This window comes from Streptomyces sp. NPDC088785 (assembly GCF_044750685.1).
Lineage (GTDB): Bacteria > Actinomycetota > Actinomycetes > Streptomycetales > Streptomycetaceae > Streptomyces.
In genome coordinates this window covers 86,210-104,631 of sequence record NZ_JBIVKH010000012.1, presented here as the reverse complement: position 1 = coordinate 104,631, position 18,422 = coordinate 86,210, and the positions used below count along the sequence as shown (strand labels likewise).

The window sequence follows — 18,422 nt, the reverse complement described above, 5'->3', positions numbered from 1 at the left end:
TCCATCAGGTTACGCTCCGGCGCATGACATCCACGGTGGTCTGGGGCACCGGCAACGTGGGCCGCGCGGCGATCAGGGCCGTCTCCGCTCACCCCGCGCTCGCCCTGTCAGGTGTGCTCGTGCACGATCCCGCGAAGGACGGCCGCGACGCGGGCGACCTCGCCGGACTCGACCGCGCCCTCGGGGTGGCGGCCACGACCGACGTCGAGGCGGTGCTGGCGGGCCGTCCCGGCGCCGTCGTGTACGCGGCCTCCGGCGATCTGCGTCCCGACGAGGCGCTCGACGACATCTGCCGGGCCCTGCGGGCCGGCGCCGTCGTGGTGACGCCCGCCCTGTATCCGCTCTACGACCCGGCGAGCGCGCCGCCCGACTTCACGGACCCGGTGCGCGCGGCGATCGCCGCGGGCGGCGGCTCCCTCTTCGTGTCGGGCGTCGACCCGGGCTGGGCCAACGACGTGCTGCCGCTCCTGGTCAGCGGCCTGGGTACGGACATCGACACCGTCCGCTGCCAGGAGATCTTCGACTACTCGACGTACGACCAGGAGGACTCGGTCCGGAACCTGATCGGCATGGGCCATCCCATGGACTACGAGCCGCTGATGCTCGCCGAGTCGATCCCGACCATGGTGTGGGGCGGCCAGATCCGGCTGCTCGCCCGCGCGCTGGGCGTCGAACTCGACGAGATACGCGAGACGTTGGAGCGCCGCGCGCTGGAGAGCGACGTCAGCACGGCGATCATGGGCGACTTCGCGGCGGGCACCCAGGGCGCGGTCCGCTTCGAGGTGCAGGGCGTCGTCGACGCAGAGGTGCGGATCGTCGTCGAGCACGTCACCCGGATCCACCCGTCCTGCGCGCCCGACTGGCCGCTGCCGCCCGGCGGCGGGGCCGGCGCGCACCGGGTCGTCATCGAGGGCCGCCCGCGCATCGAGGTCACCGTGCAGGCGACCGACGAGGGCGGCAACCACTCCGCCGGGGGCAACGCGACCGCCGTCGGCCGGCTCGTCGGCGCCATCGAATGGCTGGTGGCGGCGGAACCCGGCCTGTACGACGCGCTCGGCGTCCCCCTGCTCCCCGCCACCGGCCGCCTGGGAAGGAAACAGCAGTCATGATGATCGACGTACCCGACGACAAGGACCCGATCGCGTACGTGTGGGGCGAGATGGTGCCCGGCATCGGCGTGGCGGCGGCGCAGTTCTCGATGTCCGTCTACGACCGTTCGACGCTGGGGCTGCGCGAGTTCGAGGCGGCGCGGCTGCGGATCGCGCAGATCAACGGCTGCCTGTTCTGCCTGGACTGGCGCACCGAGCGCGAGGGCGAGGAGAAGGTCGAGGAGACGTTCGCCGACGCGGTCACCCAGTGGCGCACCACGGACGCCTTCGACGAGCGGACCCGGCTCGCCGCCGAGTACGCGGAGCGGTACGCGCTGGACCACCACGGCCTGGACGACGCGTTCTGGCGGCGGATGACCGCGCACTACAGCCAGACCGAGATCGTGGAGCTGAGCATGGGCATCGGCTCGTGGCTGGCGTTCGGCCGGCTCAACCACGTCCTCGGGCTCGACGCCGTGTGTGTCCTGCCCAAGCCCTGAACCACCGCACGGCTCAGGGCCGGGACAGGACGCGTCCCGTCACAGATCAGCGGCGATGATCTGTGCGATGTTCCGCTCGGCCAGAGCCGTGATGGTCACGAACGGGTTGACGCTGGTGTTGCCGGGGATCAGCGCGCCGTCCATGACGTACAGACCCGCATGGCCGTGCAGGCGGCCGTAGTTGTCGGTCGCCTTGTTGAGCACGGCGCCGCCCAGCGGATGGTAGGTCAGGTGGTCGCCCCAGATCTTGTACACCCCGAACAGGTCGGTGCGGTAGATCGTCCCCTCCTTGGCGTTGATCTTGTCGAAGATGGTCTTCGCCGCGTTGATCGACGTCTGCTTCCACGCCTTCTGCCAGCTCAGGTCGACCCCGCCGGTCGTCGGGTTGTACGTGAACTGGGCGCGCTGCGGGGTCTTCGTGATGGACAGGTAGAAGGAGGCGAACGTCTCGATGCCGGTCGGCAGCGGGGCGACCTCGGCGAAGGCGCCGCCCGCCGCCCAGTTGTCGATGCCGCCGGTGGGGATGGAGGCCTGGAGCGCGCCGGTGGGGTCCCAGAGGTGGTTCGCGCGGCCGCACATGACGTTGCCGTTGTCGCCCCAGCCCTTGCCGATCTCGTCGTTGAGGCCGGGCAGGGCGCCGGTGGCCTTGAGGCGGGTGAGGAGCTTGCTGGTGCCGACGCTGCCCGCGGCGAAGAAGACGCGGTCCGCGGTGATCTCCTTGGTGGCCGCGGTGGCGCCGGAGGTGTCGAGCTGGTCGATGCGGACCGTGTAGCCGCCGCCCGCGGCGGGGAGCACCGAGGTCACCTTGTGCAGCGGGGAGATGGACACCCGGCCGGTCGCCCTCGCCCGGGCCAGGTAGGTCTTCTGGAGGGACTTCTTGCCGTAGTTGTTGCCGTACAGGATCTCGCCCGCGAGCGCCGACTTGGGGGCGGTGCCGGCCGCTTCCTGCTTCATGTAGTCCCAGTCGTACACGTCGGGCACGAACACGAACGGGAACCCGGAGCGCTGGGCGTGCTTGCGGCCGACGCGCGCGTACTGGTAACACTCGGCGGTCTCGAACCAGTTGGGGTCGATGGTGGCGACACCCAGGCCCGCGTTGGCCCGCGGGTAGTAGGTGCCGTACATCTCGTCGGGGTCCACGGACGGCAGGATCGCCGCGAAGTTCTCCCGCTTCGGCGTGACGGCCATGCCGCCGTTGACCAGCGAGCCGCCGCCGACACCGCGGCCCTGGTAGACGATGATCCCGGCGAACTCCTCGGCGTCGAGGATGCCGGTGTAGCGGGGGATGTCCTTGTCGATCGGGAAGCCCAGGAAGTTGCTCAGGGGCTGTTTGGTCCGGGTGCGCAGCCAGAAGGATCTGTTGTCGGGCGTGGTGGTGTTGGCGAAGATCTTGCCGTCGGATCCGGGGGTGTCCCAGGCCATGCCCATCTCGACCATCTGCACGTCGACGCCGGCCTCGGCGAGGCGCAGGGCGGTCACCGAGCCGCCGTAACCGGAGCCGATGACGAGGGCGGGGATGTGCGCGCCGTCGGCCACGGCGGCGGTGGCGCGGGTCTGTGCCGCGGCCGCGTGACCGCTCAGGGTCACTGCTCCAAGAAGAGAACCTGTTCCTACGAGGAAGCCACGGCGGCTCATTCCGTTGCGTACGACTTCAGGGCGGGTTGCTTCGGTCACGTCCGTTCCTCACTCTCGATGGAATAGGAACGAGTTCTACTGCTGATCGCGTGACAAGTGAATGCAAACCACCGGGTAATCAACGGCGGTCGGCGACCCGATCACCGGGCGTCTGCCGCGCCTGCGCGCCATCGGGTGCGGGGCCGGGCGGTTCAGCCCAGGGTGCGCAGGGGGACGCCGGACAGGTACGCCTCGATGTCCTCGACGGCGCCCCGGAAGTAGCCCTCGTAGTTGCGCCGGGTGACGTAGCCCAGGTGCGGCAGGCCGAGGAAGTTCGGCGCGGTGCGCAGGGGGTGGTCGAGCGGGAGCGGTTCGGTCTCGAAGACGTCGCTGCCCGCACCGGCGATCCAGCCCTCGCGCAGCGCCCGCACGAGGGCGTCCTGGTCGACGATGGCGGCCCGTGAGGTGTTGACGAGATAGGCGGTGCGGCGCATCCGGCGCAGTTCGGCGGCGCCGATCAGGCCGCGGGTGCGGTCGCCGAGGACGAGGTGGACGGAGACGAAGTCGCTGGTCTCCAGGAGTTCCTCCCGCGACGCGGCGAGGGTGGCCCCGGCCGCGGCGGCGCGCTCGCGCGTCAGGTTCTGGCTCCAGGCGGCGACGTCCATGCCGAAGGCGGTGCCGACCGCGGCGACCCGGCTGCCGATCCTGCCGAGCCCGAGCAGTCCGAGCCGGCTGCCGTGGAGATCGGCGCCGAGCGTGGACTGCCACGGTCCGCCGGCCCGCAGGCTGTCGTTCTCCGGCACGATCCCGCGCGCGAGGCCGAGCAGGAGCGCCCAGGTCAGCTCGGCCGGGGGCGTGGAGCTGCTGGGGGTGCCGCAGACGGTGACGCCGTGCGCGGCCGCCGCGGCGAGGTCGATGGAGGCGTTGCGCGGCCCCGAGGTGATCAGCAGCCGCAGCCGGGGCAGCCGCTCGATGAGACCGGCGGGGAACGGGGTGCGTTCGCGCATCACGACGACGATCTCGCAGTCGGCGAGTTCGGCGACGAGCGCGTCGTGGTCCGTGAGGTGCCGCGCGAGGAAGCGCACCTCGACCCGGCCCGCCAGCCGGTCCCAGTCGGCCAGTGCGCGGGCGACGCCCTGGTAGTCGTCGAGTACGGCACAGCGCGGCGCGGCCACCGGGGCTCCTCTGTCGTCGTCCGTCGCCGTCCGGCCGGCTGACGTGATCATCCAGCACCTTAGTACGGGCGTCAGGGCGGCCCGGTCCGCCCCCTCGGCCCCAACGCGGTCCTTCGGGGCGGAAGTTGGTACGGACGAATACCTTGACGTCCCTTCCGGGCGCCCCTTAAATCAACCCTTGAACTCATCGCACCACGCGCAACTCCCTTGTCTTCACTTTCTGGCGTGTCCGAGACAGGCACGATCCCCCTACCCGAAGTGACGTGATGCTCCATGCGCAGTTCACATCGTTCCCGCACGTCCCTGCGGCGCAGGCTCCCCCTGGGCGCCGCCGCGCTGCTGTGCCTCGGCGCGGGCCTCGTCCCCGTGGCCGACGCCGCGGGCGCCGACGGCACCCGGGCCGCCGCGGCCACCTTCTCCGACGAGTTCGACGGGCCCGCGGGGTCGGCGGTCGACGGGGCCAAGTGGCAGACCGAGACGGGCGACAACGTCAACAACCACGAGCGGCAGTACTACACCGCGGGCACCAGCAACGCGGCGCTCGACGGCCAGGGCCATCTGGTGATCACGGCCCGCAAGGAGAACCCCTCGAACTATCAGTGCTGGTACGGCACGTGCGAGTACACCTCGGCGCGGCTGAACACGTCCGGCAGGTTCTCGACGACGCACGGGCACGTCGAGGCGCGGATGAAGATTCCGCGCGGGCAGGGCATATGGCCCGCGTTCTGGATGCTCGGCGACGACATCGGCTCGGTCGGCTGGCCGAACTCCGGCGAGATCGACGTGATGGAGAACGTCGGCTTCGAACCGTCCACGGTGCACGGCACCATCCACGGTCCCGGCTACTCGGGCTCGGGCGGCATCGGCGCGGCGTACTCGCTGCCGAACGGCCAGGCGTTCGCGGACGACTTCCACACCTTCGCGGTGGACTGGTCGCCGAACGAGATCAGGTGGTCGGTGGACGGCACCGTGTACCAGACCCGGACCCCCGCCGACGTGGGCGGCAACCAGTGGGTCTTCGAGAAGCCGTTCTTCGTGATCCTGAACCTGGCGGTGGGCGGCTACTGGCCGGGCGACCCGGACGGCAGCACCCAGTTCCCGCAGCAGCTCGTCGTCGACTACGTCCGCGTCTCCGACTGAGCGGACCGGTGGGCGGGCGAGGGGCCGGCGCCCCTCGCCCGTGCGTCAGGCCGCCTCGCGGCACTCCGGGTGGCCCCAGCCGTCGGGGTTCTTGGCGATCTCCTCGCCGGCGGCGTACGAGCGGCCGCAGCGGCAGCGGCCGGGGAACTTCGCCTTGAGGGTGCGCGAGGAGGAGCCGCTCGCCCCGGTGCTCTTGCGCCGGGGCGCCTTCGCGCGGGCCGGGGCGGCCGACGACGGCGAGGAGGGCGGCGGCGCCGGGGACCCGAGCGCGCTGCCCGCGTCCTGCTGCGCGACGGCCGCCTGACTGGCGGCGCGGTCCGCGAAGTCGTTGAGCGGGTCGCCGTCGACCTGGTGCGCGGGGACGTACTTGAACTCGACGGAGCGGCCGTCCAGGAGGGCGTCGATGCGGGCGACCAGCTCCTGGTTGGCGACCGGCTTGCCGGCCGCCGTCTTCCAGCCCTTGCGCTTCCAGCCGGGCAGCCAGGTCGTGACGGCCTTCATCGCGTACTGGGAGTCCATCCGGACCTCCAGCGCGACATCGGCCGCGACCGTGCTCAGCAGGCGCTCCAGGGCCGTGAGTTCCGCGACGTTGTTCGTCGCGGTGCCCAGTGCACCGGCCTCCCACTGGACGACCTGCTCGTCGTCGTCGGCGACGACCCAGGCCCAGGCGGCCGGTCCGGGGTTTCCTTTGGACGCGCCGTCACACGCGGCGATCACACGTTCTGCCATGCCCCGATCATGCCAGGACCGGGACCCGTCCGGAGAACGCTGACGTGTCCACGACCGTCCGGACGGATCCGGCGTCAGGCCAGATCGACGCGGATGGTGAGGAGTTCGTCGCCCAGGGCGCGCACGGCGGTGCTGTTGACGAGCGGCAGGGTCCGCAGGCGGGCCCGGGCGTCGTCCTCGGGCACCGGACGGGCCGTCCCGTGGTACCAGCGGCCGCGGATCCTGACCCGCACGTGCGGGCTGGCGACGATGTTCCGCACGTACTGCGACTTGTGCCCGAACTCGGAGACGAACCAGAAGGTGTCGCCGATCCGCCGCCCGCCGACGGGCGTGCGGCGGGGCCGTCCCGAGACCCGGCCGGTCGTCTCGATGAGCATCTGCCCCGGCAGCCGTCTGGTCAGCGGATTGGCGATCCTGCGCTGGAACGTGGTGACGAGCCGGTGCCGAGTGTGCTGATCACGCGCCATGCCCCGCACTGTAGTCGCGGACGCCCCGAGGGGACATGGACCCGTCAGGACCATGCGCCCCCGGCGCCCCTCCCGGGACAGCGAGAAGCCCCGACCGTGACGGGGGACCACGGCCGGGGCGGCTCTGGGTGGGCACGGATGGCGGTCGCCTCGCGGCGGAGGGCTCCACAGGGCTTCAGCCGAACGATCTTCCCTGTGGGCTATGGGTAGGGCCCGGGGACACTGTCCCATCCGCGTCCACGGTGGGTTCAACGGACCGCGGGGTGGTGTTGTTCCCGGCCCCGCTCGCTGCGGGCATGAGGTGGGTCACAGCGCCGTGGCCCCTTAGGGTTCGGTGGTGATCTTCGTCCCGGTCCCGCGTCGTTCCGCCCGCCCGTCGGCCGTCGGCCTCCTCCTCGCCGCCGCCGCCCTGCTCCTGACCGCCTGCACGGCACCGCCCTCGGCGACCGGCTCCGCCGACCGCTCCCCCGCCGTGGTCCGGCCCGCGCCGCACGTCGGGTTCGACTACCAGATCGGCGGGCCCTACCCGCCCCCGCGCGGGGTGCGCGCCGTCTCCCGCGACCGGACCGCCGAGCCCGCGAAGGGCTTGTACAACGTCTGCTACGTCAACGCGTTCCAGGCCCAGCCGGACGCCCTCGACCGATGGCGGCGCGACGACCCCGGTCTGCTGCTGCGCGACGACGAGGACGACCTGGTGATCGACGAGGACTGGAACGAGGCCCTGTTCGACATCTCGACGGCCGGCCGGCGGGCACGCCTCGCGAAGATCGTCGGCCGGTGGGTGGAGGGCTGCGGCGCCGACGGCTTCCAGGCCGTCGAACTGGACAACCTCGACTCCTACACGCGCTCCGACGGGCTCCTCGACGCGTCGGACGCGGTCGCCTTCGCCCGCCTGCTGACGGACCGGGCCCACGCGGCCGGGCTCGCGGCCGGCCAGAAGAACACCGCCGAGCTCCTCCCGGAACGGGCCGCGGCCGGCTTCGACTTCGCCGTCGCCGAGGAGTGCGGGAGCTACGACGAGTGCGGCGCGTACGCGAAGGCGTACGACGACCGGGTCTTCGCCGTCGAGTACCGCGCCGCCGACTTCGCCCGCGCCTGCCGCGCCTACGGCGGGCGGATCTCCCTGGTCCTGCGGGACGTCGACGTACGGCCCGCGGGCACGAAGGGGTACGTGCGGCGCACCTGCTGACCGCGCCGCCACCGGGGCGGGCCGGGATCGGCCCTACCCCAGGGGCGACGGCGTGCCCAGGGCGTCCAGGCGACGGTGGATCGCCGCCAGGGCGCCGGGGCGGCGGCCCGGCACCTGGTGGCGCAGCGCGGTGAGCACGACGGCGAGGGCGCGGGCCCGGTCCGGGTCGCCGAGCTGTTCCCACTGGTGGTGGGCGCGGTCGACGGCGGCCTGCACGTCCTCGTCGGTGGGCGCCTCGCCGCGCGCCAGCCGGCCCTGCGCGACCTCGGCCCACAGGGCGCAGCTGCGTCCCGGGTCCCGCGCCAGCCGCGCCAGGTCCGCCCGCACTTCGAGCCAGTGCACGGCCTGCGCGGACCCGGCGCCGTGGACCAGCAGCGCCTCGCTCTCCCAGCGCGCCGCTATCGCGGCGGCCTCCTCGTGCCGGCCCGCCTGCGCGGCGGCGAGCAGGACCGGGTGGGGGTCCTCGGCGGGTTCCGCCGGGGGGCGGGAGGGCGCGACGGGTGGCGCCGGGGGCACCAGGGGCGCCGGGGGTGCCTGCGGCGGGATCGGGGCCACGGAGCGCGGTACGGCGGCACCGGCCGTGCCCGGCCGCGCCACCGGGAACGCGGGTACGGGCGTGTCCAGCGCCAGGAACAGGGCCTCCGCCGGGCCCGTGCGGCCCGCCGCGCTCTCGTGGAGCTGGGCGAGGTGCGGGCGGGCGCCGGTGCGCCAGATGTCGGCGAACGTGCGCAGGTAGTCCGGGGTCAGCACCGTACGGCGGGACGGGGGCGGGCTGACGCGGCCGAAGACGCGGATGCCGTGGCCGAGGCCGACGCCGCCCCCGCGCACGTGCGGCCACGCGTCGGCGTCGGCGACCAGGTCGAGGACGACGGTGGTGGTGTGCGCGCGGCGCAGGGCGAGTTCGCCGGTGAGCCAGTGCCAGGGCAGCGCGGTGTAGCGCAGCGTCGACGGGGTGGTGCGGGCCAGCGCCAGATGCAGGAGGTGCTGGCGGTGGTCGAGGTGCAGCTGTCCGGTGACGTAGACGTGCAGCTGTCCGGGCAGGGCGGCGGCGGTCCGGATCCGGGTGAGGACGGTCTGCGGGTCGAGCGGGTCGGCGAGCTCGACGACGGTGGCGGCCGCGGTGCCGGTGAGGGCGCTCGGCGGGACCGCGGCGAGCGCGGGCAGCACGCCCGCCGCGTCGATGAGGCATCCCTTGCCGACGGGGGCCGCCGCGAGGAGCAGCGCCGCCCCCTGATCGGGGGATTCTGCCTGGTCGTTGCCGTGCGCGTTGATCACCACGAGAGCACCGTAACCGGAATCCCGGCGCTCGGCCGACCGCTCGGGCAAACCCAACTGGTCCGGCTACGGGCGGCTTTCAGCCCGTTTTTCGAGCTCCCGGCGGGTGAGGCCGCTGCGCTCGTCGAGTCCCGCGACGAGGAGGCCGGTGCCCGTACCGGAGCCTTCCCCGCCGCCCCGGCCGGGGCCCGGGTCGGCCCCGGGGCCGCCGCCGTGGGCGAGCGACACGGCCGGCAGGGTCGCGGCGAGGGCTCGGACGGTGGCGGCGGGGGCGGCCGAGGCGCGGGAGGCCGTGTGCCCCGTCGGCGGCGTCGCGTACCGCCCACGCGGCCCGATTCACCGGGCCGGTCGTGCGCCGGGCGTCGCGAGGTGCGGGCGGGCCCCGGTCCGAGGAAGCTGAACGCATGATCGAAGACGCGGGACGTGACGGTTATCCCTCGGTCGTGGTGCACGCGGCCCAGCCCGGCGGGCGCAGGGTCTCCATCCGGGGCGAGGACGCGGGCCTCGCCCGGTCGCTGACGGACGTGGTGGAGTTCCTGCGCCGGGCCGGGCTGGCGGACACGCCGCTCGACGACCCGGACGTCGTGGAGTGGCGCGGCGGCGGCAGCGGCATCTGGCCGGCCCGCATCGACGACCCTGACGACCCCGACGGCCTCTAGCCGGAGCGCCGTCCGGCGTCACCGGGCCCCCACTCCCGCCGTGCGGATTCGCCTTGCCGAACGCTTCGACGGACGCAGCGATCTGACGGTGCGAAGGAGCCTGAAGAGCCGGCGAGGTTCTGAACTGGGGGTTCGTGAGGGGCCCGGCGCCGCCCGTCACCGGTACCCGGTGACGTCGGCGGCCCGGCCCGCGTCCTGCACCTCCACCAGGTAGCGCCAGGCGTCCGGCCTGCTGCCGTCGAGGTCGGTGAAGCCGTAGGTCGCGGCGAGGCCGCCGCTGGACTGGGACGTGCCGTTGAACCGGGCGACGTCCGGGTCGGCGGCGAGCGCTGCGACGGCGCGCCCGGTGTAGCGGGGGGTCTCCGAGATCGCGAAGTGGGGCTCGGCCGCGAGCGCGTCGCGCCAGGTGTCCTCGGTGACCCCGAACGCGTCGAGCATGATCTCCGAGCGCATCCAGCCGGGCGTGAGGGCCAGGGCCGTCGCGCCGCGCGGGCCTAGTTCGTGGCCGAGGGAGAACGCCATGCGCAGGACGGCGCTCTTGGCGAGGTCGTAGAAGAAGGAGTTGCGGTAGTGCGCCGCGTTGTAGTCGGCGGTGCCGTCGGTCATCTCGACGACCAGGCCGCCGGGGGTGCGCAGCAGTAGCGGCAGCGCGAAGTGGCTGGTGATGGCGTGTGTCTCGACGGCGAGGCGGTGCAGGCGCAGCCCCTTGTCGAGGTCGTGCTCCCAGACGGGCTCGTTCCAGGCGAAGAGGTGTTCGCCGCCCCAGATGTCGTTGACGAGGAGGTCGAGGCGCCCCTGTTCGGCGTCGACGCGCTCGACGAGGGCGCGCACCTGGTCCGGTGCGAGATGGTCGGTGGGAACGGCGATGCCGTGGCCGCCGGCCGCGCTCACCAGGTCGGCGGTGTCCTCGATCGTCTCGGGCCGGTCGTACTCGGAGCGCCGGGTGCGGGTGGTGCGCCCGGTGACGTAGACGGTGGCGCCCGCCGCGCCCAGTTCCACGGCGATGCCGCGCCCGGCTCCCCGGGTGGCGCCCGCGACGAGGGCCACCCTGCCGTGCAGCGGCCGGTCGTCCGAGGGCTGCCCGGGTTCTGCTGTGTCCGTCATGGCCTGCTCTTCCGTGTCGCTTCACCGTGTCGGTCCGCCCGGCCGCGCCGACCGGGTGCACCGAGCATCCCCGCCCATCCCGACACCTGCTGTCCGACTTTCCGGGACGAGTGCGCGCGGCGGCACGTGATCGCCCTCACCCGGCACGTCCGATACCCCCCAGGGCATGCGTGATACCCTCGGGGGTATAGATTCGGGAGTGACATCGGAGGTTGCTGTGAAGGTCGTCATCGTCGGAGGCGTGGCGGGCGGCATGTCCGCCGCGACGCGGCTGCGCCGCCTCGACGAGCGGGCGGAGATCGTCGTGCTGGAGCGCGGCGCCCATGTCAGCTACGCGAACTGCGGGCTGCCGTACTTCCTGGGCGGCGTCATCGAGGAGCGCGACGCGCTGCTCGTGCAGACCCCCGACGCGCTGCGCGCCCGGTTCCGGATCGACGTGCGCGTGCGCAGCGAGGCGGTCGCCGTGGACACGGCGGCCCGGACCGTGACGGTGCGCGACCTCACGGCCGGCACCGAGTACACCGAGCCGTACGACCGGCTGGTCCTCAGCCCCGGCGCCCGGCCCTTCGTGCCCGAACTGCCGGGCGTGGAGCGGGCGTTCACCCTGCGCGACGTCACCGACACCGACCGGATCACCGACGCGCTGACGGCGGGAGCACGCTCGGCCGTGGTCGCCGGCGCCGGGTTCATCGGAGTGGAGGCCGCGGAGAACCTGCGCCGCCGCGGTCTCGACGTGACGCTCGTGGAGCGGGCCGGGCAGGTCCTGCCGCCGCTGGACGCGGAGATGGCGGCGCCCCTCGCCGACGAGCTGCGGGCGGGCGGGGTCGACCTGGCCCTCGGCACCCGGCTGACGGAGATCCGGGACCACGACGTGGTGCTGGACGACGGCCGGGCCGTCCCCGCCGATCTCGTCCTCATGGCGATCGGGGTCCGCCCCGACGTCGCGCTGGCCCGCGCCGCCGGGCTCGCCATCGGCCCGCGCGGCGGAATCGCGGTCGACGAGCGCGGCCGCACCAGCGACGAAGCCGTCTACGCGGTGGGCGACGCGGCCGAGAAGCGGGACGCGCTCAGCGGCGAGAGCACTCTCGTGCCGCTCGCGAACCTGGCCAACCGGCACGGCCGGCTCGTCGCCGACGCGATCGCCGGGCGCCCGGTGTCGGCCCGCCCCGCGACCGGCACCGCCGTCGTCCAGGTCTTCGGGCTGACCGCGGCGGCCACCGGCTGGAACGAGAAGCGGCTGCGCGCGGCGGGCCGCCGGTACCAGGCGCTGCACCTGCACCCCGGCGCGCACGCGGGCTACTACCCGGGCGCCTCCCCCATCGCGCTGAAGGTCCTGTTCGACCCCGACGACCTGCGCATCCTCGGCGCGCAGGCGGTCGGCGCGGACGGCGTCGACAAGCGCGTCGACGTGCTCGCCACCGCCATCGCGGGCGGGCTGACCGCCCCCGAGCTCGCCGATCTGGAGCTGGCGTACGCCCCGCCGTACGGTTCGGCGAAGGACCCCGTCACCATGGCGGGGATGATCGCCGACAACCTGGTCACCCGCACCGACCGCACCGTCCAGTGGCACGAGCTGGACGCGGCGCGGGCCGCGGGCGCCTCGCTCGTCGACGTCCGCACGGCGGCCGAGCACGCCCGGGGCGCCATCCCGGGCGCGGTGAACATCCCGCTCGACGAACTGCGCGAGCGGATCGGCGAACTGCCGCCGGGCGACCTGCTCGTGCACTGCCAGGTCGGCCTGCGCGGCCACACCGCGCTGCGCCTGCTCGCGGGACTCGGCCGGGACGCCGCCAACCTGGACGGCGGCTACGCCACCTGGTCCGCCGGGCAGGCCGCCTGACGCCCCGACCCCGCACCGTCACCCCACCCCGCACACCCAGGGAGAACCATGAGCACCACCCTCGCCCCCGCGGAGCTGCACGCCCGCCCCGCCGACAGCACCCTCGTCATCGACGTGCGGGCACCCGGCGAGTACGCCTCCGGCCACGTGCCCGGCGCGGTGAACGTGCCGGCCGACCAGCTGGTCGCGCTCCTGCCCGACCTGCGCGCCGCGGCCGAGCGGCGCCGCCTCGTCGTGGTCTGCGCCGCGGGCCGGCGCTCCGCCGCCGCCTGCGCCGAACTCGCCGCCGCGGGCGTGGACGCGGTCGGCCTCGACGGCGGCACGCACGCCTGGACCGCCGAGGGACTCCCCGTCGACACGGCGGCCCACCGAGGCCGCGCGGTCTGGGCGATGGACCGCCAGGTCCGGTTCACCGCCGGCGCCCTGGTCCTCGCCGGACTCGCGCTCGGCAGCCGCGCACCGAAGGGCCGGCTGCTGGCCGCCGGGGTCGCCTCGGGCCTGGTCTACTCGGGCCTCAGCAACACCTGCGGGATGGCGGCCGTGCTCGGCAGGCTGCCCTTCAACCGTCCGGCGCCCGACGCCCTCGACGCGGCCCGCGCCGCGCTGCGCGCATGAGCGGCACCCCGGCGGCCACGGACGCCGTCCTCAAGCGGCTGCGCCGCGCGCAGGGCCAGCTCGCCGGCGTCATCGCGATGATCGAGGCGGGCCGCGACTGCAAGGACGTGGTGACCCAGCTGGCCGCCGTGTCCCGGGCCCTCGACCGGGCCGGGTTCAAGATCATCGCGTCGGGGATGCGGGACTGCATGAACGCCGCCGAGGGCGAGCAGCCGCCGCTGACGGAGGACGAGCTGGAGAAGCTGTTCCTCTCCCTCGCCTGATCCCCGTACGCGCGGGACCGCCCCGGTGGGACCGCTTCCGGTCGGCCCCACCGGGACGGCGTTCTCAGGCGGCGCGCCGCACCCGCGCACCGTGCCGGCGCACGATGTCCGCGTAGCGGTGACCGCTGCCCTTGATGGTCCGCACCTGCGTCTGGTAGTCGACGTGGACGAGGCCGAACCGCTTGTCGTAGCCGTAGGCCCACTCGAAGTTGTCAAGCAGCGACCAGGCGAAGTACCCGGCGAGCGGCGCGCCCTTGCGCACCGCGCGGGCGCAGGCCGCGAGGTGGTCCACGAGGTACTGCTCCCGCTCGGGGTCGTCGACGGTCCCGTCGGGGCGGACCACGTCCGGGTACGCGGAGCCGTTCTCCGTGATGTACAGCTTGCGCGCGCCGTACTCGTTGGTCAGCCGGAGCAGCAGGGTCTCGATGCCGTTGGCGTCGACCTCCCAGTCCATGCCGGTGCGCGGCACGCCGAGGCGGCGCACGGCATCGGCGTACGGGGCGGGGCCGGCCGGGTGGTCGGCGATCGTGGACGGGAAGTAGTAGTTGAGGCCCAGCCAGTCCAGCGGCGCCGCGATCGTGTCCAGGTCGCCCGGCCGCTCGGGCAGCTCGACGCCGTAGACCTCGACCATGTCCGCGGGGAAGCCGCGGCCGTGCACCGGGTCGAGCCACCAGCGGTTGGAGTGGCCGTCCATGCGGCGGGTGGCGGCGATGTCCTCGGGCCGGTCGGTGGCGGGCTCCACCTGCGCCAGGTTGAGGACGATGCCGACCTCGGCGTCGGGGACGGCGGCGCGGATCGCCTGGGTGGCCAGACCGTGGCCGAGCAGCAGGTGGTAGGAGGCCGGGACGGCGGCGTTGAGGTCGGCGAGGCCGGGCGCCATGCGGCCCTCCAGGTGGCCGATCCACGCCGAGCACAGCGGCTCGTTCAGCGGCGTCCACTGCTTCACCCGGTCGCCGAGCCGCTCGGCGACGACGGACGCGAACGCGCCGAACGCCTCGGCGGTCTCGCGGGCGGGCCAGCCGCCGCGGTCCTGGAGCGCCTGGGGCAGGTCCCAGTGGTAGAGGGTGACCATCGGCGAGATGCCGTCCGCGAGCAGCGCGTCGGTCAGCCGGTCGTAGAAGTCCAGGCCCTTGGCGTTGACCGGGCCGTCGCCGCCGGGCATGATCCGCGGCCAGGCGACGGAGAACCGGTAGGCGTTGGTGCCCAGTTGCTTGAGCAGGTCGAAGTCCTCGCGCCAGCGGTGGTAGTGGTCGCAGGCCACGTCGCCGGTGTCGCCGTTGTCGACCTTGCCGGGCGTGTGCGAGAACGTGTCCCAGATCGAGGGCGCGCGGCCGTCCTCCGCGACCGCTCCTTCGATCTGGTACGCGGCGGTGGCCGTGCCCCACAGGAAGTCGTTCGGGAAAGCGGCGAGGTCTAGGGGCTCGGACACAGGGTTCCTTTCACAAGTACGGTCTGTAGGAGGGGGTGGGTCACTTGACCGCGCCGGCGGTGAGACCGGTGACGAGGTAGCGCTGCAACAGCAGGAAGCCGGCGACGACGGGCACACTGACGACGAGCGAGGCGGCCATGATCTGGTTCCAGTACACGTCGTTGAGGTTGGCGTAGGCGCCGAGACCCACCGAGAGGGTGCGGGTGTCGTCGTTGGTCATCACCGAGGCGAACAGCACCTCGCCCCACGCGGTCATGAACGCGTAGACCGCGACCGCGACGATGCCGGGGATGGCGGCCGGCACGATGATGCGGAACAGCGCGCCGAGCGGACCGCAGCCGTCGACGAGGGCGGCCTCGTCCAGGTCGCGCGGCACCGACTCGAAGTACCCGATGAGCATCCAGATCGCGAACGGCAGCGTGAACGTCATGTAGGTGAGGATCAGTCCGCCGCGCGAGCCGAACAGGGCGATCCCGGTGGCGTTGCCGATGTTGACGTAGATGAGGAACAGCGGCAGCAGGAAGAGGATGCCGGGGAACATCTGCGTCGACAGCACGGTCACCGTGAAGACGCGCTTGCCCTTGAAGCGGTAGCGGCTGACCGCGTACGCGGCGAACACCGCGACGATCACCGAGCAGACCGTCGCCGCACCCGCCACGATCAGCGAGTTCACGAAGTACTTGGCGAGCGGGACCGTCGACCAGATGTCGATGTAGGGGCGGATGGTCAGCCCGCTGGGGATCCACCGGAACTCGCCCTGGACGTCCTGGAGCGGCTTGAGCGAGCTGGAGACCATGACGAACACGGGCAGCAGGACGAAGGCGGCCAGCAGCGTGAGGAAGATCCGGCGGGCCCACAGGAAGGACTGCGGTGACGCCATCGGTGAGCGGTGCCGCACCGGGGTGTCCACGGTCTTGGCCACGGCAGTGTCAGACATCGGAAGTCTTCCTTCCGCGCGAGGTGAGCGCCAGGTAGACGCCCGTCACGACGAGCAGGAACAGCAGGAGCAGCACGGACATGGCGGAGCCGCTGCCGAAGTTCCAGGTGACGAACGAGGACTGGTAGATGTGCACGGAGATGATGTCGGCCGCTTCGGGCGCCGCCTTGCCGAACATCACGTAGGGCGTGTTGAAGTCGTTGAACGTCCACAGGAACAGGACGAGCACGAGGACCTGGTTGACCGGGCGCAGCGAGGGCAGCGTGATGCGGCGCAGCTGCTGCCACAGGCCGGCGCCGTCGAGGGAGGCGGCCTCGTACATCTCCTTGGGGATGTTCTGGAGGCCGGCCATCACGATGAGGAAGGCGAACGGCCAGCCCTTCCACACCGAGACGGTGAGCAGGGCGTAGAAGCTGTTGTCGCCGATCAGCCAGAAGGACGGCTTGTCGGTGACGCCGAGCTGGTCGTGCAGGACGTGGTTCACCAGGCCGTTGTCGTGCTGGAACATGAAGACCCAGGTGATCACGGCGGCGTAGACGGGCAGCGCGTACGGGATGAGGAACAGGGCGCGCAGGATACCGCGGCCCTTGAACGTCTCCTGCATGAAGACGGCCGCGGCGGTGCCGATGGCCCAGCACAGGCCCACCGACAGGATGGTGAACAGGCAGGTGACGAAGAAGGAGTGGAGCAGCGCCTGGCCGACGGGGGCGTCGAAGTCGACGGCGACCTTGAAGTTGTCCAGGCCCGTCCAGGGAGCCGAGTTCCAGTCCCGGATGTAGAACTGGGTGAGCTCCTTGAAGCTCATCACCACGCCCATGACCATGGGCACGAGGTGCACGAGGAGTTCGAGCACGAGAGCGGGCAGGAGCAGCAGGTAGGGCAGGCCGAGCCGGCGGATCCGCCCGGGACGGCGGCTCTTGCCGCTCGCCGCCCCGGGGGAGTCCTTGCCGACGGCCCGCCCCTCCCCCGCCGGTGCGGGGGAAGGGGCGGTCGTGGTCATCGCGTTCTCCGTGCTCACTTGTTCGGCATCGACTGCTGCGCCTTGGTCAGCGCGGCCTTCACGGACTCCGTGGTGACGGCCTTGCCGTTGGCCGCGTCGGCGAACAGTTCCTTGACGGCCGTACCGACCGCCGTCTCGAACTGGGACTCCTCGGCGACCTGGGGCAGCGGCGCCGCGCTCTTGGCCAGGGTGTCCTTGAGCACGCTGGTGGTCGCGCTCTGGAACGCGGGGTCCTCCTGCGCGGCCTTGACCGGCGGGATGGAGCCGTAGGTCTTGTTGAGGAGCTTGGACTCCTCGTCGCTGGTCATGAACTTCACGAACTTCGAGGCGCCCTCGAGGTTCTTGGTGTTCTTGAAGACGGCGATGTTGATGCCGGCGACCATCGAGTTGACCTGGTTGCCGGTGCCGGGGGCGCCGGACTGGACGGGCGCGGGGACCATCCCGTAGTCGTCCTCGGACATGCCCTGCGACTTGAACGTGGAGGCGGCGGCCTGCCACAGGACCATGGCCGTCTTGCCCTTGGAGAAGTCGCTCAGGGACTGGTTCTGCGCGTACTCGGCGTTGCCGGGCGCGATGATCTTGTCCTTGGCCATCAGGTCGACGTACTGCTTGACCGCGGCGACCGCGCCGTCGGAGGTGAAGTCCGGCTTGCCGTCGGCGGTGAACCAGTCGGTGCCGCGCTGCTTGGCCAGCACGAAGATCTGGTGGATGTTGTTGGACAGGTTCGAACCCTCGGCGCCCAGACCCCACTTGCCGTTCTTGGAGATCTTCTTGCCGTCGGCGACGACCTCGTCCCAGGTCGTCGGGGGCTTGGATATCCCCGCGTCCTTGAACATCTTCTTGTTGTAGTAGAGCGCGTACGACATCGAGTACAGCGGCACCGCCGCCGGGTCCTTGCCCTCGGGGCCGGCCGAGCCGAGCGCGGACTCGACGAAGCGGTCCTTGCCGCCGATCTTGTCGAACTGCTTGGCGTCCCAGGGGAGCAGGGCGCCGGTGGCCTGAAGGGAGGCGCTCCAGGTGTTGCCGATGTTCAGCACGTCGGGACCCTGGCCCGAGGTGGTGGCGGCCATGATGCGGTTCAGCAGGTCCGACCAGGGGACGACTTCGAGCTTGACCTTGATCCCGGTCTTCTTCTCGAACTTGTCGAGCTCCGGCTGGAGGACCTTCTTGTCGACCTGGATGCTCGCACCCTGGTTCGACGCCCAGTACGTGAGGGTCTTCGGGGAGTCGTTGGACCCACCCCCCGTGGAAGAGCCGCCACCACAGGCGGTCGCGGCGAGAGCGAGCGACGCGGTGACGGCGCCGATGGCGGTGGCTCGGATTCTGCTCATGCTCCAGGTGTCCCTTTCCGGAGGAAGTCGTCGGGGGATGGCTCAAGGTGGGAGAGGCGAAGGGGGC

The 18,422-nt window shown here is 72.4% G+C and carries 19 protein-coding genes; 8 read left to right on the top strand and 11 right to left on the bottom strand.

The annotated features are described in order from the left end of the window. Window positions 1-23 precede the first annotated feature (23 nt). The gene (locus ACIP5K_RS27360) at window positions 24-1,109 is read left to right on the top strand and encodes a dihydrodipicolinate reductase (protein WP_401413662.1); all 1,086 of its coding nucleotides are present in this window, start codon (window positions 24-26) and stop codon (window positions 1,107-1,109) included. After that, window positions 1,106-1,588, top strand: coding sequence for a carboxymuconolactone decarboxylase family protein (locus tag ACIP5K_RS27355; protein ID WP_401413660.1), 483 nt, complete (start codon window positions 1,106-1,108; stop codon window positions 1,586-1,588). Before ACIP5K_RS27360 ends, ACIP5K_RS27355 begins: the two co-directional genes overlap by 4 nt. Window positions 1,589-1,627: 39 nt before the next feature. On the opposite strand, the gene ACIP5K_RS27350 is transcribed toward ACIP5K_RS27355, so the two are convergent. Both ACIP5K_RS27350 and ACIP5K_RS27345 read right to left on the bottom strand, forming a co-directional pair. Then, on the bottom strand, window positions 1,628-3,223 hold the full coding sequence (locus ACIP5K_RS27350) for a GMC oxidoreductase (protein ID WP_401413884.1): 1,596 nt from the start codon (window positions 3,221-3,223) through the stop codon (window positions 1,628-1,630). A gap of 191 nt (window positions 3,224-3,414) precedes the next feature. After that, on the bottom strand, window positions 3,415-4,428 hold the full coding sequence (locus tag ACIP5K_RS27345; protein ID WP_401413658.1) for a D-2-hydroxyacid dehydrogenase family protein: 1,014 nt from the start codon (window positions 4,426-4,428) through the stop codon (window positions 3,415-3,417). A 222-nt stretch (window positions 4,429-4,650) separates the two neighbouring features. On the opposite strand from ACIP5K_RS27345, the gene ACIP5K_RS27340 reads away from it, so the two are divergent. Further along, a complete protein-coding gene (locus ACIP5K_RS27340; protein ID WP_401413656.1) occupies window positions 4,651-5,517 on the top strand; it encodes a family 16 glycosylhydrolase in 867 nt (288 codons plus the stop codon). Between the two features lie 45 nt (window positions 5,518-5,562). Here the strand turns inward: ACIP5K_RS27340 and ACIP5K_RS27335 are convergent, their stop codons facing one another. Further along, window positions 5,563-6,246 (bottom strand): ribonuclease H, encoded by a 684-nt coding sequence (locus tag ACIP5K_RS27335; RefSeq protein ID WP_401413654.1) that lies wholly within the window; start codon window positions 6,244-6,246, stop codon window positions 5,563-5,565. Window positions 6,247-6,320: 74 nt separating this feature from the next. After that, window positions 6,321-6,713 (bottom strand): nitroreductase/quinone reductase family protein, encoded by a 393-nt coding sequence (locus tag ACIP5K_RS27330; RefSeq protein WP_401413652.1) that lies wholly within the window; start codon window positions 6,711-6,713, stop codon window positions 6,321-6,323. Window positions 6,714-7,050: 337 nt separating this feature from the next. On the opposite strand from ACIP5K_RS27330, the gene ACIP5K_RS27325 reads away from it, so the two are divergent. Further along, entirely contained in the window at window positions 7,051-7,902 is an 852-nt protein-coding gene (locus ACIP5K_RS27325; RefSeq protein WP_401413650.1) for an endo alpha-1,4 polygalactosaminidase, read from the top strand. Between the two features lie 33 nt (window positions 7,903-7,935). Here ACIP5K_RS27325 and ACIP5K_RS27320 read toward each other — a convergent pair whose 3' ends face one another. Together ACIP5K_RS27320 and ACIP5K_RS27315 are read right to left on the bottom strand one after the other, a co-directional pair. Next, the gene (locus tag ACIP5K_RS27320; RefSeq protein WP_401413648.1) at window positions 7,936-9,180 is read right to left on the bottom strand and encodes a hypothetical protein; all 1,245 of its coding nucleotides are present in this window, start codon (window positions 9,178-9,180) and stop codon (window positions 7,936-7,938) included. 63 nt (window positions 9,181-9,243) lie between these two features. Further along, window positions 9,244-9,405: a hypothetical protein gene (locus ACIP5K_RS27315; RefSeq protein ID WP_401413646.1), complete on the bottom strand. Its 162-nt coding sequence runs from the start codon at window positions 9,403-9,405 to the stop codon at window positions 9,244-9,246. Window positions 9,406-9,581: 176 nt separating this feature from the next. On the opposite strand from ACIP5K_RS27315, the gene ACIP5K_RS27310 reads away from it, so the two are divergent. Beyond that, complete coding sequence (locus tag ACIP5K_RS27310) at window positions 9,582-9,836, top strand: hypothetical protein (RefSeq protein WP_401413644.1); 255 nt, start codon at window positions 9,582-9,584, stop codon at window positions 9,834-9,836. Window positions 9,837-9,992: 156 nt separating this feature from the next. Here the strand turns inward: ACIP5K_RS27310 and ACIP5K_RS27305 are convergent, their stop codons facing one another. After that, entirely contained in the window at window positions 9,993-10,940 is a 948-nt protein-coding gene (locus ACIP5K_RS27305; RefSeq protein ID WP_401413642.1) for an SDR family oxidoreductase, read from the bottom strand. Between the two features lie 199 nt (window positions 10,941-11,139). Between ACIP5K_RS27305 and ACIP5K_RS27300 the strand changes: the two genes are divergently transcribed. Genes ACIP5K_RS27300 through ACIP5K_RS27290 form a run of 3 tightly spaced genes read left to right on the top strand, consistent with a single transcriptional unit; the run spans window position 11,140 to window position 13,658 of the window. Next, window positions 11,140-12,780, top strand: coding sequence for an FAD-dependent oxidoreductase (locus ACIP5K_RS27300; RefSeq protein ID WP_401413640.1), 1,641 nt, complete (start codon window positions 11,140-11,142; stop codon window positions 12,778-12,780). 48 nt (window positions 12,781-12,828) lie between these two features. Further along, window positions 12,829-13,395 carry a rhodanese-like domain-containing protein gene (locus ACIP5K_RS27295; RefSeq protein ID WP_401413638.1) on the top strand — a complete coding sequence of 189 codons (567 nt, stop codon included), beginning with the start codon at window positions 12,829-12,831 and terminating at the stop codon, window positions 13,393-13,395. After that, window positions 13,392-13,658: a metal-sensitive transcriptional regulator gene (locus ACIP5K_RS27290; protein ID WP_401413636.1), complete on the top strand. Its 267-nt coding sequence runs from the start codon at window positions 13,392-13,394 to the stop codon at window positions 13,656-13,658. The genes ACIP5K_RS27295 and ACIP5K_RS27290 overlap by 4 nt, the downstream gene beginning before the upstream one ends. Before the next feature lie 64 nt (window positions 13,659-13,722). Here ACIP5K_RS27290 and ACIP5K_RS27285 read toward each other — a convergent pair whose 3' ends face one another. From ACIP5K_RS27285 to ACIP5K_RS27270, 4 genes are read right to left on the bottom strand one after another with little or no spacing between them, the layout of a single operon-like run. Beyond that, on the bottom strand, window positions 13,723-15,087 hold the full coding sequence (locus ACIP5K_RS27285) for a GH1 family beta-glucosidase (RefSeq protein ID WP_401413634.1): 1,365 nt from the start codon (window positions 15,085-15,087) through the stop codon (window positions 13,723-13,725). 40 nt (window positions 15,088-15,127) lie between these two features. Continuing rightward, the gene (locus ACIP5K_RS27280) at window positions 15,128-16,024 is read right to left on the bottom strand and encodes a carbohydrate ABC transporter permease (protein ID WP_401413632.1); all 897 of its coding nucleotides are present in this window, start codon (window positions 16,022-16,024) and stop codon (window positions 15,128-15,130) included. Further along, window positions 16,017-17,024, bottom strand: a complete 1,008-nt coding sequence (locus tag ACIP5K_RS27275) for a carbohydrate ABC transporter permease (RefSeq protein WP_401413630.1) — start codon at window positions 17,022-17,024, stop codon at window positions 16,017-16,019. Before ACIP5K_RS27275 ends, ACIP5K_RS27280 begins: the two co-directional genes overlap by 8 nt. 14 nt (window positions 17,025-17,038) lie before the next feature. Then, window positions 17,039-18,355: an ABC transporter substrate-binding protein gene (locus ACIP5K_RS27270; RefSeq protein WP_401413628.1), complete on the bottom strand. Its 1,317-nt coding sequence runs from the start codon at window positions 18,353-18,355 to the stop codon at window positions 17,039-17,041. Window positions 18,356-18,422: the final 67 nt, after the last annotated feature.